Below are 14,362 nucleotides of genomic sequence, written 5' to 3'. Positions count from 1 at the left end.
TTCGGGATCCTCGGCGGGCTCTCACGCGGCGACCACCGTCAACGCTCGGCTCCACGGAATGCGCCGATACGGCCGCGCTTAGGGGGCTTCGGCATGGGAGCGTCGTCGTCCTGCAGGCCGTAGCCGTACGCATAGCCGTAGCGGCCGTAGCCGTACGCGCCCGGCCCCTTTGTCGGCATCATCGTCATGACGAAACCAGCGATCGGAGCGCCGACGTTCTCGAGCGCGCTGACCGCGCCAGCGAGCTGCCCCTTATGCGTGTGGCCGGAGGCGACGGCGACGATCGCGCCGGAGGCCTTCTTCGCCAGGATCGCGGCGTCGGTGACGGGGAGCAGCGGCGGCGCGTCGAAGAGGACGTAGTCGAACTGTTGCTCAAGGCCCGCGATGAGGTCCTGCATTGCGCGAGAGCCGAGCAGCTCGGACGGGTTTGGCGGAATCTGACCGGCGGGCAGGACGACGAGGTTGCCGCGGCCCCACGGCACGGCGACGTCTTCGACGGTCGCGCGTCCGATGAGCACGTCGGTCAGGCCAGCGTTGCCCTCGAGGTCCATGTAGGTGGCGACCTTCGGGCGTCGCAGGTCGGCGTCGATGAGGATCACCCGGAAGCCGGCACTGTCCAGCGCGATGGCGAGGTTCGCGACGGTGGTGCTCTTGCCCTCCGACTGCACGGACGAGGTCATCACGAAGGTGCGCGAACCGGTGCCGAGGTCGAGGAACTGCAGGTTGGTGCGGAGGGTACGGAAGGACTCGGCCCGGGGACTGCGCGGGTCGACCTGCACGATGAGCGGTCGCTCCGACGCCTTGTTGTCGTACGCGATCCCGCCGACGACGGGCTTGTCGCTGATCTTCTCGACGTCGGACTCCGTGCGGATCCGGTTGTCGAGCGTCTCCCGCAGCACCGCGACACCGACCCCCAGCGCAAGGCCGACGAGCAGACCGAGGACGACGTTGACGGGCACGTTCGGGCTCACCGGTGCGTTCGGGACCTGGGCTTCCTTGACGCGGGTGAGCTTGACGGTGCTCGTGCCCTCGGCGTCGGTGGCCTCGATGTTCTGCACGACGTTGGTGAGGCTCTCCGAGGTCGCGTTCGCGATGTCGGCGGCCTGCTTCGCGCTCGTGTCGTTCACGGTGATCGAGATGAGCGTCGTGTTCAGCGGGGCGTCGGAGGTGACGATCTCGGCGAGTTCGTCCGACGTCATGTCGAGCTTGAGGCTCGAGATCACCGGCAGCAGCACGATCGGCGTCTCGACGAGGTTCGAGTAGGTCAGGACGCGCTGCTGCGTGAAGGTGTTGCCCTGCGCCAGGTCGCTCGCGCTGCCGCTGGTCTGCGTCGACACGAAGACCTGGGCGGAGGCCGAGTAGACCGGCTGCTTGAGCAGCGAGAACCCCGCGGCGGCCGCCACCCCGATCAGTGCCAGCACCAGGATGAAGACCCATCCCTTGCGCAAGACCGCGATGTAGTCGCGTAGCTCCACGCGGCATCCTTCCCCGAATGTCGCCGAGTCCTGCAGTCCCTGTCACAGGTCGAACGGGATCGTCCCGACGTTCGGCAAGGAAATAGTGCCACATGGATGAGTCTCGCTCGGGGTCGTCCGACGTCGAGTCTCGTTCTCAGTCCCGTACGGTGTCGACATGCACCCCGAACAGGACGCACCGGCAGCCACGCGCACGTCCCCAGCCGTTCGGGACATCCAGGTCGTCGTCCTCGGGCTCGTGGTCGCAGCCGTGCTCTCCAGGTTGGTGGCGAGCGTCGCCCGGATTGGGGGTGTTCCGTCTCCGCTGGTGCAGGTGCTCCTGGCCGACCTGGCCGTCTGGGTGCCGCTCGGGCTGGCCGTCGGGTGGATCGTCCGCCGGTCCTCGCCCGCCGCGCTCGTCCGCCGACTCGGCCTGGGCTGGGCGGATGCGATCGCCGCGGTCGGCATCGTGATCATCTGCCGAGGCCTCGATGCTGCGCTGTCGATCGCGTTCTTCGGGGCGACGGGGCTGGCCCCGCAGCTGACTCTCGGAACGCCTGACACCGTGCTGCTCGTGGTCTCGGCGATCGGGGTGTGCCTGGTGAGTCCGGTGCTCGAGGAGATCGTGTTCCGAGGGCTGCTGCAGCGTCGCCTGGCAGCCGAGCTGACCCCGCGGACACGGTTCCTCGCCGTCGTGGTGACGGCGTTGGCCTTCGCCGTCATGCACGTGGTGATCGGGAGCCCGGCATCGTCGGTCGCGGGTTTCGAGGTCTTCCTGACGACGTTCGTGTTGGGGCTGCTCACCGGCACGCTCGTCGCGATGACCGACCGCATCGGCGGCGCGATCCTGGCGCACGTGCTGTTCAACGCGGTCGCGGTCGTCGCCACCTGGCCGCGCTGAGCGGCCAGCGCTGCGTCCCCAGATGGGGTCAGGGGCGGTCGTTCGGCAGCCAGGACCACTAACCTGCACTGAGCATGACTCGCCCAACCAGCATCGTCGACAACCCTCTCGTCCGTCAGGCTCCGATCAGCGGCCTGTTGGCGCTGTCGGCGTTCCTGAGCGTCGTGATGCCGACGCTGGCGATCACCCAGCACCACCTGTTCGTCGCGAGCGTGGTCGGCGTGGTGGTCGCGACGCTGATGAGCGCGATCCCCACGCTCGTGCGCAGCGCGGCCTGGGTGGTGCCGGTCCTGCTCACCGTCGACTTCCTGACGATCGCACTGCTGCGTACCGGGACGGGCTCCGGCTCCTCGCTGTTCACCGCGATCGTGGTGCTCCCGGTGGTCTGGTGGGCGTCGCTCGAGAACCGTCGCACCGTGCTCTTCGCGATCGCGGGCATCGTGCTCGTGATCCTCGCGCCCTACGTCCTGACCCCGTCCGACGCGCCCGGCGCGAGTGAACTCGTCCGCCTGGGCATCCTCGTCGTCGTCTTCGGCACCGTCGCCGTCGTCGTGCACGAGCTCTCCCGTCGCTCGCGCCTGAACCTGCGGTCGGCCGAGGCACGTGAGGGCAAGGTCCGCGCCGAGATCGACCGGGCAGCGGCGGTGCAACGATCCCTGCTCCCGACGACGACCGGCCGCATCACCGAGGACGTCGTCGTCGCCGGTGCCTGCCTGCCGGCCCGGAGCGTCGGTGGCGACTTCTTCGACTGGTACCCGACGCCGACCGGGGTGGCGGTGAGCCTCGGCGACGTCATGGGCAAGGGCGTCGGCGCGGGGCTGATCGCGGCCGCGGTGCGCGCGACCCTGCGCAGCGCCCGGACCGTCGAGGACCCCGGCGAGGCGCTGAAGCGGGCCTCCGACGGGCTGACCGCCGAAGGTGTCGGGCCCGACCTCGCCTTCACCACGCTGTTCCACGCCCGGATCTCCGACGACGGCGCCCTCCAGTGGGCGGACGCCGGGCACGGGCTGAGCTTCGTCCTGCGCGCCGACGGGCACGTCGACCGGCTCCGGTCGGGCGACATGCCGCTCGGGCTCGGCATCCGCGAGGAGTGGGCGACGACCCAGGGCGCCCTCGAACCGGGTGACCTGCTCGTCTCGTTCAGCGACGGCGTGCTCGACCTGTACGACGACCTCGACGACACGATCGAGTCCGTCGCCGCCATCGCCCGCGCCGGCCGCGACCCGCACGCGGTCGTCCTCGCGCTGTCGGCCCGCGCCGACGAGGTGCCGCACGACGACGACGTCACGGTGATCGCGATCCGCCGGCAGCCCGTCGAGGTGGACACGGAGCGACCGCTCGCGATGCACGCCGACTGACGGCGCAGAACGAGTGCACGGCGACTGACGGCGTGGAACGAGCGCACGGCGACCGACGGCTCGGAACGAGCGCACGGCGACCGGCGGCGCTGAACGAACGCCGGCCTGCCGGGATTGGTACGCGCCGCCGCTCGAACCCGAATCGTGCGGCGACGCGTGCAGACGGTGAGCGTCTGCCCTCGGACGCCCTAGCGTCCTCGGTCTGTGGGGGCGGCCCGACGGGCCACCCGGAGGGTCAAGCGACCCGGTCGAGGTCCCAGAGGGGCGGCACGTACGCGCGGGACCAGCCCTCGCGCAGGCGGGTCACGGCGCGGTCGAAGGCCTCGAGCAGGTCCATCTCCGGCCGCACCATGGACTGCAGCTGCAGCCCCTCGTAGGTCGCGAGCAGCTGCTCCGAACCGCGCGCCGGCTCCATCGTGCCCGGCTCACGGCCGAGCAGGACGTCGCGCTCCAGGGCGTGCTGCACGAAGGCGTGGAACCGTCGCCACCGCACGTGCAGCATCGGTGCGAGCGGGTGCTCGGGCGACGCCGCGATGTTCAGCGTCGCCGTCAGGAACCGCATGAGCGACGGGTCGGCCACGTTCGCGGTGACGATCGCACGCAGGAACCGGATGGTGCCGTGCTGCTCGGCCAGGGGCATGAGCGGGACGGTGCGCTCCTCGTTCCACCGGTCGATGGTGGCGAGCAGCAGGCCGTCCCAGCTCGGGAACGTGCGGCCGACGACGTCGGTGTCCACACCGGCCGCAGCCGCGACGACCTCGGGAGTCACCTCGTGCAGCGGACGGGAACGCAACGCCGTGATCATCCCGTGGATGACCTCACCCCGCAGGGCGGTGTCGTCGGAGGTGGTGACCGGCGGCGTTTCGATGTGCATGCATACACTGCACCAGCCCGGAGCGACCGTGCACAGTCCCCCGAACGGGAACGCGCGTTCCCCGGACAGGCCCTACGGCTGGTCCGGCACTGTCACGATCCGGTTCTGGTACGCCCACACCACGGCCTGCAGCCGCGACCGCACCCCGAGCTTCGGCAGCATCCGCGCCAGGTGCGACTTGACGGTCGACACCTCGAGCACCAGGGCGGCCGCGATCTCCTCGTTCGACATCCCCTGCGCCAGCAACAGGAGCACCTCGCGCTCGCGGGCGGTCAGCACGCCGTCGGCCCGGTCGCCGGACACCGGTTGCAGGCTCCGCCGTGACACGAACTCCCGCAGCACCCGTCGGGTCAGTGCCTGGTCGAGCGTGCCGTTGCCGGCGGCGACCTGTCGCACGGCCTCGACGATGGTGTCCGGCTCGGCGTCCTTGAGCAGGAACCCGGAGGCACCGGCCTCGAGCGCCCCGAACACGTAGTCGTCCAGGTCGAACGTCGTCAGCATGAGCGCGGGGATCGCCGGATCGGCGTCCGGCGCACAGAAGATCCGGGCGAGTTCGATGCCGTTCATCACCGGCATCCGGATGTCCAGGCAGGCGACGTCGGGTCGCGTCTCGCGCGCCAGCGCGAGCGCCTCGCCACCGTCGGCGGCCACGCCGACCACCTCGATGTCCGGCTCCGCGCCGAGGAGCGCGGACACCCCGGCGCGGACCAGTGGCTGGTCGTCCGCGACCAGCACGCGGATCACGCGACCACCCCGGTGCCGTCGGCGGCCTGCGCGGGTGCGGCAGGTGCCTCCCGGCCGAGCGCCAGCTCCACCAGCCATCCGCCGGTCGCGGTCGGGCCGGTCTGGAGGCGCGCCCCGACCAGGTCCGCCCGCTCGCGCATCCCCCGCAGGCCGTTGCCGCCCGAGGGAGAGGTCCCCGCTGCCGGGACGGTGGCGGGTGCGTTCTCCACCCGGATCACCACCCGGGTCGCGTCACGGTCGTCGATGGTGACGGTGCACGGGGCGGACGGGGCGTGCAGGGCGGCGTTGGCGAGTGCCTCCTGGACGGTGCGGTAGGCGGCGAGCTGCGCGAGCGGGCCGACGCCGTCGGCCAGCGGGTGGTCACCCGGCAGCACGTCGAGCCGGACGTCACTGCGGAACCGCGCGCGTTCGGCCAGGTCGACGATGCCGGCGACCGTCTCGACGGCGCGCTCGGCTGGAGCGTCGTCGCGGAGCAGGCCGACCAGGCGGCGGAGGTCCTCGAGCACGGCGGTGCTCTGCTCCCGTACCTGGCGGGCGCCCTCGTGGGCACGCTCCGGGTCCGCGTCGATCTGCCGGTCGATGACGGCGGCCATCAGCGCGATGCCGGACAGGTGGTGCGCGGCGATGTCGTGGAGCTCACGGGCCATCGCGGCGCGTTCGCGGGACACCGCGGCGTCGACCAGGGCGTCCTGCTCACGGTTCACGGCGCTGGCCTCGGCGGTGCGGGCGACGCGGACCTCGCGGCGGGACTGCACCAGCAGGGTGACCAGCAGGGGCAGGCCGACGGCACCGATCGCCTGCAGCACGCCCTGCCCGAGCGACCCGGCCAGGCCCGTCGAGAAGTCCCCGCGGAACGCGCCACCGGCGACGGCGGACAACACCGCGCTGCCGGCGGCGACGAGCGCCCCGGCGACCAGGAGCGTCGGCCACAGGCGGGCCAGCGGGACACGGAGTGCGGCGAGGACGACGGCGACGACCACGGGCAGTGCGGTGAGGCCGAACACGTCGAACGACTCCGGGGCGAGCGCCGCGACCACCACCGGTAGGGCGGCGACCACGATCAGCACGGTGCGCGGTGCCCGACGGGCGGCGAGCAGGGCGGCCGACTGCACCACCAGGCCGCCGGCCAGGATGCTCCACGCCAGGGTGAACGGTGCGGGCGCCCGCAGCGCCAGGGCGGCACCGTCGGGCTCGAGGGCGTCCAGGGGCGGCAGACCGAGCAGCAGCCCGAGGGCGACGACGGCCGAGCCGAGGGCGACGACGACGTCGACGCGGCGGGCGCGCCGTGCTGCCGGCTCAGCCGGTGCGCGCAGCGCGTCGTGCTCAGCGGGTGCCATCGTTGGATCCTACGAGGCGGGCGTGGGTGGGGACCGGTGCGTCGAGGGGCAGGGCGCGTCGGGCGGGGTCGTAGCCCAGGCGGCCACGGGTCGCGACGAGGAGCACCGCGGCGGCGATCGTCGACATGATGGTCAGGCCGATCATCAGCGTGCCGGCGGTCATGCTCGGGTACATCTCGGGGAAGAGCGTCGAGATCGTGTTGTTCACGCCGACGTGCAGCAGCAGGGCCAGGGGCAGGCTCTCGCGGGTCTTGTTGAAGACCTGGATCATCACGACGTTGAAGGTGATGGTGAACAGGGCGAACACGACGGGCTCGCTCCAGTGCGCGTTCGGCCAGCCGCCCCAGTCGCTGAAGTACAGCGGCATGTGCCAGAGCGCCCAGATCGGGCCGAGGATCGCGGCGGCACCCAGGCCCCCGAAGCGGTGCTGCAGGCGGGGCAGGGCGAAGTCGCGCCAGCCGGGCTCCTCGCTCAGGCCGGTCGAGAACAGCTGGATGACCAGCCCGGGCACGAGCATGGCGAAGGCCAGGGCCGAGGGGGCCCGCACGTCACCACCGGCGAACGGCAGCGCGGACACGACGATCAGGGCCGGCACGACGACGAGCGCCAGCGCGTACCAGTACCAGGCGACCCGCCAGCGGAACAGCCGTCCGACCCAGCGGCGGAGGCCCGCGCGACCGTCGGCGACCGCGGTGACGATGAACGCGCTGCCCAGCGGGCCGAGGAGCGCCCCGGGCAGGACGCCCGTGAACTGAGCGCTGCCCAGGACCTCGGGGAAGTGGATGTCCCACACGCCCATGCCGTGCGGCGACAGGATGTACGGCACCCACGCGAGCCAGCTCAGGCCGAGTGCCATGGTGAAGAAGGACACGAGCGGGTGCCGGGCGATGAGGCCGCGGACACCCCCTCGGTCGCGGGCTGCGGTGCCGGCGGCGGGCCGGACTTCGGTGGTGTTCGTCATGTACACGACGCTAGGAACCAGCGCGCTCGGGGACGACCGGCTTCGGGATGCACCTGCGGGAGTTCCATCGAAGGATGCAAGAGCCGTTCGGGCCCTGGTTTCGCCTGGGTGATGAACACGCCGTCGTCATCGCTCAACGCCCCGTCGTGCTCGAGACGCCGCAGTATTCGGAGGCGTCTCATGCGCTCGGCGGCGTCGGGGGAAGACACCGGCGTCCCGAGCGGCGCACTCGCGCCCGGACGGACGCCAGGCCCGGTGCCAGGTGACACCGGGCCTGGCGTCCGTCAGTGGTCAGACCACGGCGCGCAACGCGTCCGCGATGCCCGTCAGCGCCACGTCGAGCTCGTCAGCGACGCGCTGGTGGGTCGCCGTCGAGCGACGGTAGGGGTCGTCCACGTCGTCGTCGGCCGGGTCGGCGGGCGGCGGGACGGTGCCGCGCAGCCGGGCGACGCGTTCCACGAGCTGCGGGGTCGTCACGTCGGCCAAGTCACCGGGCTCGAGGCCGGCGAGCACCCGCGCGAACTGCTTGATCGTGAAGGTCCGCTTGGACGCCCGGGGCGCCAGGGAGACGGCGGCTGCACGGTGCGACCGCTCAGCGGTCAGCACCAGGTCGGCCCGCTCGACGATCTCGGCCGTCAGGTACCGCGACCGGTGGGCCGAGGGGTCGCCGCCGAGCCGCACGGACTGCTCGGCCGCGGCGGCGTCCATCGGGGCGCCGTCGTCGGCGATGGTACCGGCCGACTCGACCACGAACGCCGGAGCGCCCGGGCCGAGCCGTGCCGTCAGGACCTGCGCGCCGAGCGGGGACCGGCAGATGTTGCCGCTGCAGACGAACAGGATCCGCATCGTCACGCTGCGTCGGTGCGTTCGCCGGCGCGCTGGTCGGCACGCTCGTCGTCGCCGAGCAGGTCGTGCCGCACGACGATGGCGTCACGGCCGGGTCCGACACCGATCGCGGAGATCCGTGCGCCGGACATCGCCTCGATCGCCAGGACGTAGTCCTGTGCGTTCTTCGGCAGGTCGTCGAAGGTGCGGGCTCCGGTGATGTCCTCGGTCCAGCCGGGGAACTCCTGGTACACCGGCTTCGCGTGGTGGAAGTCGGACTGGTTGACCGGGACCTCGTCGACACGGACGCCGTCGACCTCGTACGCGACGCACACGGGGATCGTCTCGAGCCCGGTCAGGACGTCGAGCTTGGTGAGCACGAAGTCGGTCACGCCGTTGATGCGTGCCGTGTAGCGGGCGATCGGGGCGTCGTACCAGCCACAGCGGCGCGGGCGGCCGGTGGTGGTGCCGAACTCGAAGCCGTTGGCGCGCAGGAACTCGCCCGACTCGTCGAACAGCTCGGTCGGGAACGGACCGGCGCCGACGCGGGTCGTGTACGCCTTGACGATGCCGATGATCCGCTCGAGCTTGCCCGGGCCGATGCCGGAACCGGTCGCGGCGCCACCGGCGGTCGCGGACGACGAGGTGACGAACGGGTACGTGCCGTGGTCGACGTCGAGCATCGTGGCCTGGCCGGCTTCGAACAGGACGGTCTCGCCACGCTCCAGGGCACGGTGGATCTCGAGGGCGGTGTCGGCGACCATCGGGCGCAGGCGCTCGGCGAACGAGAGCAGCGACTCGACGACTTCTTCGGGGTCGATCGCGCGGCGGTTGAAGACCTTGACCAGCAGGTGGTTCTTCTGGTCGAGCGCTGCCTCGACCTTCTGGCGCAGGATGTTCTCGTCGAAGATGTCCTGGATCCGGATGCCGACGCGGTTGATCTTGTCGGCGTAGGTCGGGCCGATGCCGCGACCGGTGGTGCCGATCTGGCGCTTGCCCAGGAACCGCTCGGTCACCTTGTCGACGGTGCGGTGGTAGTGCGTGATGACGTGGGCGTTGGCCGACACGAGCAGCTTCGAGACGTCGACGCCGCGGGCGCGCAGGGCGTCGAGCTCCTGGAACAGCACCTCGAGGTCGACGACGACGCCGTTGCCGATGACCGGGGTCACGCCGGGCGTCAGGATGCCGGAGGGCAGCAGGTGCAGCGCGTACTTCTCGCCGCCGACGACGACGGTGTGGCCGGCGTTGTTGCCGCCGTTGAACTTCACGACGTAGTCGATGCGGGAGCCAAGGAGGTCGGTGGCCTTCCCCTTGCCCTCGTCGCCCCACTGGGCGCCGATGATGACTGCTGCGGGCATCTGGTTCTCCTCACGTTGGCGGAGGACCGCACACGGCCGTCCGGGCCGGTGGTCCACCCGAGTCTATCGGCTGGTCACCTGCGCGTCACCCGCTGTGACGCCCTGTGGACGGTGGGCCGCTTGTCCACATCCGGCGCAGCTGGGTGTCCGTCCGGATCGGTCGGAGCACGGTCGGACCCGTCCAGATCCACCAGGGAAGGAGCACGACATGAGCAGCATCGGAGACAAGGCGAAGGACTTCGCCGACAGCGACAAGGGCGAGAAGGCCACGGACGCCGGCCTCGACAAGGCGGGTGACGCGGCCGACAAGGCGACCGGCGGCGGGCACGGCGACCAGATCGGCAAGGCCGAGGACGCGGCCGACGGCAAGATCGGCAAGTGACGTCCGAGACGCCACCGACGTACAGACGGGAGGCGCGGTGCCAGCTGGCACCGCGCCTCCCGTCTGTCGGTCGGTGCGTCCCGGATCACCCGGCCGACCCCGGATCAGCTCCGGAAGAAGTCCTGGTACGACGGGTCACCGACGGGCTGGGAGTGCCCGGGCTCGGCCAGGCGCTGCTCGATCATGGCCTGGATCACGTCCGGCGGAGTGAGTCCACGACGGCGCCACTCGACCGGGTTGGACCGGAGCTGGTTCAGCGTGTTCTGCATGGGAGCAACACTGGCACCACGTAACTAGTTTGTCTAACTACCTGTCCTGTACACGCACCGGCGAGACGTGACTCCTGCACGAACAAGAGGTGCCGAGCCCGATCCGGGCCCGGCACCTCCTGGTCACCGTGTCGAACGGCGGATCAGCGCGCCACCTTCGCGGTCGGCGTCGACGTCGCCGTGCCGTCCTGGTAGCCCGTCGCCTTCGCGACGACCGTCACCGAGATCCGGTGCCCCGCGTCCGCGGAACCGAGCGTGTACGACGAACCCGTGGCGTTCGTCACGGCCTTGCCGTCGCGCAGCCACCGGTACGAGTAGGTGACGCCCGTGCCGTCCCACTTGCCGTGGCCCGCCTTGAGCTTCGACCCGACCTTCGGCGTGCCGGCGATCGACACCCCGCTGCCCTTCTGGAGCTGCAGGGTCGGAGCCACCCAGGTCGCGGCGACACTCTGTGCCTGGCTGCCGACCGCGTTGCCGAGGTGGAGCAGCAGGACCCGGGCACTCGCGACACCGGGCGACCGGGTGACCTGGAGCGAGCCCCGGTCGGCGAAGACGACACCCGTCGACGAGCCCTGTGCGAAGGCCAGGGGCGGCTTCGCCGGGTTGAAGGCCACCGCGGTGGTCTCGTCCACGATCGACGAACCGCTCGTGGCCGCGGCCGGAGCGTAGGCCGACTCGGTCAGGACCGAGTACGTGAACGTCGACGTCGCACCGATCAGCGCGGCATCCACCGTCAGCACCTTCACCGTGCTGTCGAAGGTGTTCACGTCCTGCCCGGGCGCACCGCCGTTGAGGGGCTGCGCGTCGACGGTCTTGCCGGTCGCGAGGTCCACCGTCGTGGCGAGGGTGGCGTCGATGGTCGCCGACTTCGCGTCGTAGACCAGGTAGTCCGGCTCACCGTCGCGGTCCGTGTCGATCAGCACCTCGACGTTGGTCACGGCGCCGGGGTTGGCGTCGGGTCCCGCGGTCTGGATGCCGAACGCCAGCGTGCCGGAGGCCTTGTCGAAGCTCGCCCCGTAGGCCCGGACGTCCGCTGCCCGGAGCGACTGCGACGCCGACCCCTCCGCGAACGTCTCCTGGGGGTCCGTCCCGCCGAGCACGAACGGCGCGACCGCCGCGTGGTACCCCGTCGTCGCCGTCCCCTGGTCGACCACCCGGCCACGAAGCGGCAGGTCGGCGGTCTTCTGGGAGCCGGTGTACGTGATGCCCGCGCCGCGGACGGCGCTCACGGGCTTCGGCGCGACGTACGTGCCGACCCGCAGCGGATCGGTCGTGGTGTCGGTCGGGGTGAAGGTGACGAGCCCGGTGGCCGCCGCGACGAACTCGCGCTGGTACCCCTTCTGGACCGACTCCTGGGTGGGGTCGATGACCCGGCGGAGGGCCGTCGGGTCGGCGATCGTGAACGTCAGGTCCACGACGGCACCCCGGCCCGGCTGGACCGTGACGCGCTTGGTGCTGAGCGAGAACGCCACACCCGGCTGGGACACCCGCGGCTGGTAGGCCACGTCGTAGGTGTGCGCGGTCGAGCTGGTGTTCTCGACGAGCAGGGACCGGGTCTCGGTGGTCTTCTCGGCGACCTCGACGACACCGAACGAGGCGGTGACGAGCTGGCCGTTCTCGACGCTGCGGACCGTGGTGTCCGCCGTGACGGCCTGCAGCGCGTCGACGCGGCCGGTGCCCTGGCGGAGCAGGGTCGCGGTGCCGTCGCCGTCCTTGACGTCGTGCGTCGCCGTGTTCATCAGCGCCGCCTTCACCTGCGGGGCGGACCAGGTCGGGTGCGACTGGAACGTCAGCGCCGCGATGCCCGCGACGTCCGGCGTGGCCATCGAGGTGCCGCTCATCGACATGCGGCCGTCACCGGTGCCGTTGGCCGCCGAGATCACGTTGACCCCGGGGCCGGCGATGTCCGGCTTGACGATGTCGGCGAACGACCCGTGCACGCCACGGCTGGTGAACGACGCGAGCGTGTTCACGGCATCCGCCTCGATGGCGACCTCGAAGCCCTTGAGCTCGTCCGCGAAGCGCACGTGCAGGGTCCCCGCCTTCGCGGTGGCCTGGAGGCTCGCCACACTCTTCGCGGTCAGCTCGGCACCCGGGATGGTCGCGTTGCCACCGATGCCTGATTCGAACGTGTCGAGCGTGCCCGCCAGCAGGACACCGACGCCACCGGCAGCCTCGACGTTGTTGAAGCGCACGGCGGAACCGCACTCGAGGGCGGCATCCGTCCACTTCAGCCAGACGACCTTGCCCGCGATCTCCGCGGCGTCAGCGGCGCTGAACGCTGCGCAGCCGTCGATGTTCGTGGTCGGGACGACGACGTCGCCCTCGACGGGCAGGGTGCCCTTGAAGTTGGACGAGTACTGCGAGCGGTAGGTCTTCGCGACGTCGGCCGGCGCGGTGACCTGGACGCCGTCGTAGAGCGACTGGCCGGTGGCGCTCGCGGCGACGGTGAGCGCACCCTCGGCGTTGCCCGGCGAACCACCGATGTCGGTGAAGTCGTCGGCGTTGCCCGAGGCGATCACGGGGAGCACGCCGCGAGCGGTCAGTGCGTCGATCTTGGCGTTGTCGGGGTCGTCCGGTGCGCCGTAGTCGGAGCCGAGCGACAGGTTCAGGACGTTGATGTCCTTGCCCTGGGTGAGCGCCTGGCCCACCCAGTCGAGCGCGGCACCGGTGACGTCGGTCGAGCCGCCGTTGTCGCCGAAGACCTTCAGGGCGTACAGGCCGGCCTCGGGCGCGGTGCCCGGGCCGATCCACATGTCCTGCACCTGCTGCGTCGTGAGCTTGGTGTAGTCGCCGTCGAACCGCTGCTTGTCGGCGGTCAGGCCGTAGCCGGCGATCGACCCGGACACGTGGGTGCCGTGGTCGCCGCCCTTGCCGTCGATCGGGTTGTCGTCGGGAGCCGGCACCGGGTCGTAGGTGTTCGGGTCCGTCGGGTCGGCGTTGTAGGTCGCACCGGCGAAGTCGTACCCGCCGAGGAACTTCGACGCGTCGTACAGGCTGGGGTCCGGGGCGCCGCCGCTCGCGTTGGCCAGGGCCTGCTGGTACGCCTCGGTGGTGCCGGGGCCGCCGAAGTCGGCCTGCGTGTAGTCGAGACCGGTGTCGAGGACGGCGACGTTGACGTCCTTGCCGGTGTGGCCGGTCTGCTGCCAGGCGTCGAGCGAGCGCGTGTAGACGTCGCTCGCGGCGTTCTTCGGCGTGACGCCGTCGGCACCGGGGCGCACCAGGCTCGGGTCGACGCCCGAGGGAGCGGCGTCGGCGTTCTCGTTGACCGTCGGCTCGACGATCTTCTTCGGCGTGAGCGGGATGATGCTCTCGACGTCGGAGCGCTCCGCGATCTGCCGGAACGCGTCGACGTCGGCGACGACCGCGACTCCGGGGACGGTGTACTCGGTCGAGTAGAGCTCGGCCGCCTGGGCGTCGGCGCGCTTGACGGCCGACCGCACCGCGGCGACGGTCGACTGGATCGCCTCGACGCGGTTCTTGGCTGCGGAGGACTGGGTCCGCGACTTCGTCAGGTCCCCGCCCTTCGCCTTGGCGTCCACTTCGAGGGCGCCCTGGCCGGTCGTGCGCACGAACGCGGCGACGGTCTTCGTCGGCTTGGCGTCACGGAGCGGGGCGGAGAGCTTGAGGTCGGCCACCGAGATCCCGGCCGGAGCTGCGGAGGCCGCGCCCCCGACTGCGAGACCGCCACACGCGAGGGCCGCGACGGCGATGCCGGCGGTCAGGACGCGGGTGAAGCGATGGGGTGTTGGGTTCGGGTCGGGAATCGGTGTTGCACGGTTCAAAGAGGGCACTCCAGGCTCAGTCCGTGGTTCGCATGAGATTCCTGTGAAGCTATGCGTTCGTTCTCAGGCTGGACAGTCCGCTCTTTGGGGGACTCCCCTCGTCCGGGGCACGGA

General features: G+C 71.2%; 12 protein-coding genes. 3 read left to right on the top strand and 9 right to left on the bottom strand.

Translation table 11 applies throughout. From position 1 onward, the window contains the following. Positions 1 to 38: 38 nt before the first annotated feature. A complete protein-coding gene (locus BR70_RS0103900) occupies positions 39 to 1,475 on the bottom strand; it encodes a tyrosine-protein kinase domain-containing protein (protein WP_027465003.1) in 1,437 nt (478 codons plus the stop codon). 157 nt (positions 1,476 to 1,632) lie between these two features. On the opposite strand from BR70_RS0103900, the gene BR70_RS0103895 reads away from it, so the two are divergent. After that, positions 1,633 to 2,355, top strand: a complete 723-nt coding sequence (locus tag BR70_RS0103895) for a CPBP family intramembrane glutamic endopeptidase (RefSeq protein WP_027465002.1) — start codon at positions 1,633 to 1,635, stop codon at positions 2,353 to 2,355. A gap of 74 nt (positions 2,356 to 2,429) precedes the next feature. After that, positions 2,430 to 3,713, top strand: coding sequence for a PP2C family protein-serine/threonine phosphatase (locus BR70_RS19395; protein WP_051596609.1), 1,284 nt, complete (start codon positions 2,430 to 2,432; stop codon positions 3,711 to 3,713). 235 nt (positions 3,714 to 3,948) lie between these two features. Here the strand turns inward: BR70_RS19395 and BR70_RS0103885 are convergent, their stop codons facing one another. The 6 genes from BR70_RS0103885 to BR70_RS0103860 form a co-directional block, all read right to left on the bottom strand. Then, positions 3,949 to 4,587, bottom strand: coding sequence for a TetR/AcrR family transcriptional regulator (locus tag BR70_RS0103885; protein ID WP_027465001.1), 639 nt, complete (start codon positions 4,585 to 4,587; stop codon positions 3,949 to 3,951). A gap of 72 nt (positions 4,588 to 4,659) precedes the next feature. Next, positions 4,660 to 5,331 carry a response regulator gene (locus BR70_RS0103880; RefSeq protein ID WP_027465000.1) on the bottom strand — a complete coding sequence of 224 codons (672 nt, stop codon included), beginning with the start codon at positions 5,329 to 5,331 and terminating at the stop codon, positions 4,660 to 4,662. Further along, positions 5,328 to 6,668 carry a sensor histidine kinase gene (locus BR70_RS19390; protein ID WP_051596608.1) on the bottom strand — a complete coding sequence of 447 codons (1,341 nt, stop codon included), beginning with the start codon at positions 6,666 to 6,668 and terminating at the stop codon, positions 5,328 to 5,330. Before BR70_RS19390 ends, BR70_RS0103880 begins: the two co-directional genes overlap by 4 nt. Next, positions 6,655 to 7,629 (bottom strand): CPBP family intramembrane glutamic endopeptidase, encoded by a 975-nt coding sequence (locus tag BR70_RS0103870; protein WP_027464999.1) that lies wholly within the window; start codon positions 7,627 to 7,629, stop codon positions 6,655 to 6,657. The genes BR70_RS19390 and BR70_RS0103870 overlap by 14 nt, the downstream gene beginning before the upstream one ends. A 291-nt stretch (positions 7,630 to 7,920) precedes the next feature. Continuing rightward, entirely contained in the window at positions 7,921 to 8,475 is a 555-nt protein-coding gene (locus BR70_RS19385; protein ID WP_231495644.1) for an arsenate reductase/protein-tyrosine-phosphatase family protein, read from the bottom strand. Between the two features lie 2 nt (positions 8,476 to 8,477). After that, a complete protein-coding gene (locus BR70_RS0103860) occupies positions 8,478 to 9,812 on the bottom strand; it encodes an adenylosuccinate synthase (RefSeq protein WP_027464998.1) in 1,335 nt (444 codons plus the stop codon). A gap of 208 nt (positions 9,813 to 10,020) precedes the next feature. Between BR70_RS0103860 and BR70_RS0103855 the strand changes: the two genes are divergently transcribed. After that, positions 10,021 to 10,194, top strand: a complete 174-nt coding sequence (locus tag BR70_RS0103855; RefSeq protein ID WP_027464997.1) for an antitoxin — start codon at positions 10,021 to 10,023, stop codon at positions 10,192 to 10,194. A 104-nt stretch (positions 10,195 to 10,298) separates the two neighbouring features. Here the strand turns inward: BR70_RS0103855 and BR70_RS23095 are convergent, their stop codons facing one another. Next, complete coding sequence (locus tag BR70_RS23095; RefSeq protein WP_155896763.1) at positions 10,299 to 10,463, bottom strand: hypothetical protein; 165 nt, start codon at positions 10,461 to 10,463, stop codon at positions 10,299 to 10,301. 143 nt (positions 10,464 to 10,606) lie between these two features. Further along, positions 10,607 to 14,248 carry a S8 family serine peptidase gene (locus BR70_RS23835; protein ID WP_155896762.1) on the bottom strand — a complete coding sequence of 1,214 codons (3,642 nt, stop codon included), beginning with the start codon at positions 14,246 to 14,248 and terminating at the stop codon, positions 10,607 to 10,609. Positions 14,249 to 14,362: the final 114 nt, after the last annotated feature.

Origin of the sequence: Curtobacterium sp. UNCCL17 (assembly GCF_000686685.1) — a bacterium.
Lineage (GTDB): Bacteria > Actinomycetota > Actinomycetes > Actinomycetales > Microbacteriaceae > Curtobacterium > Curtobacterium flaccumfaciens.
This window is presented reverse-complemented; position numbering and strand designations above follow the sequence as displayed.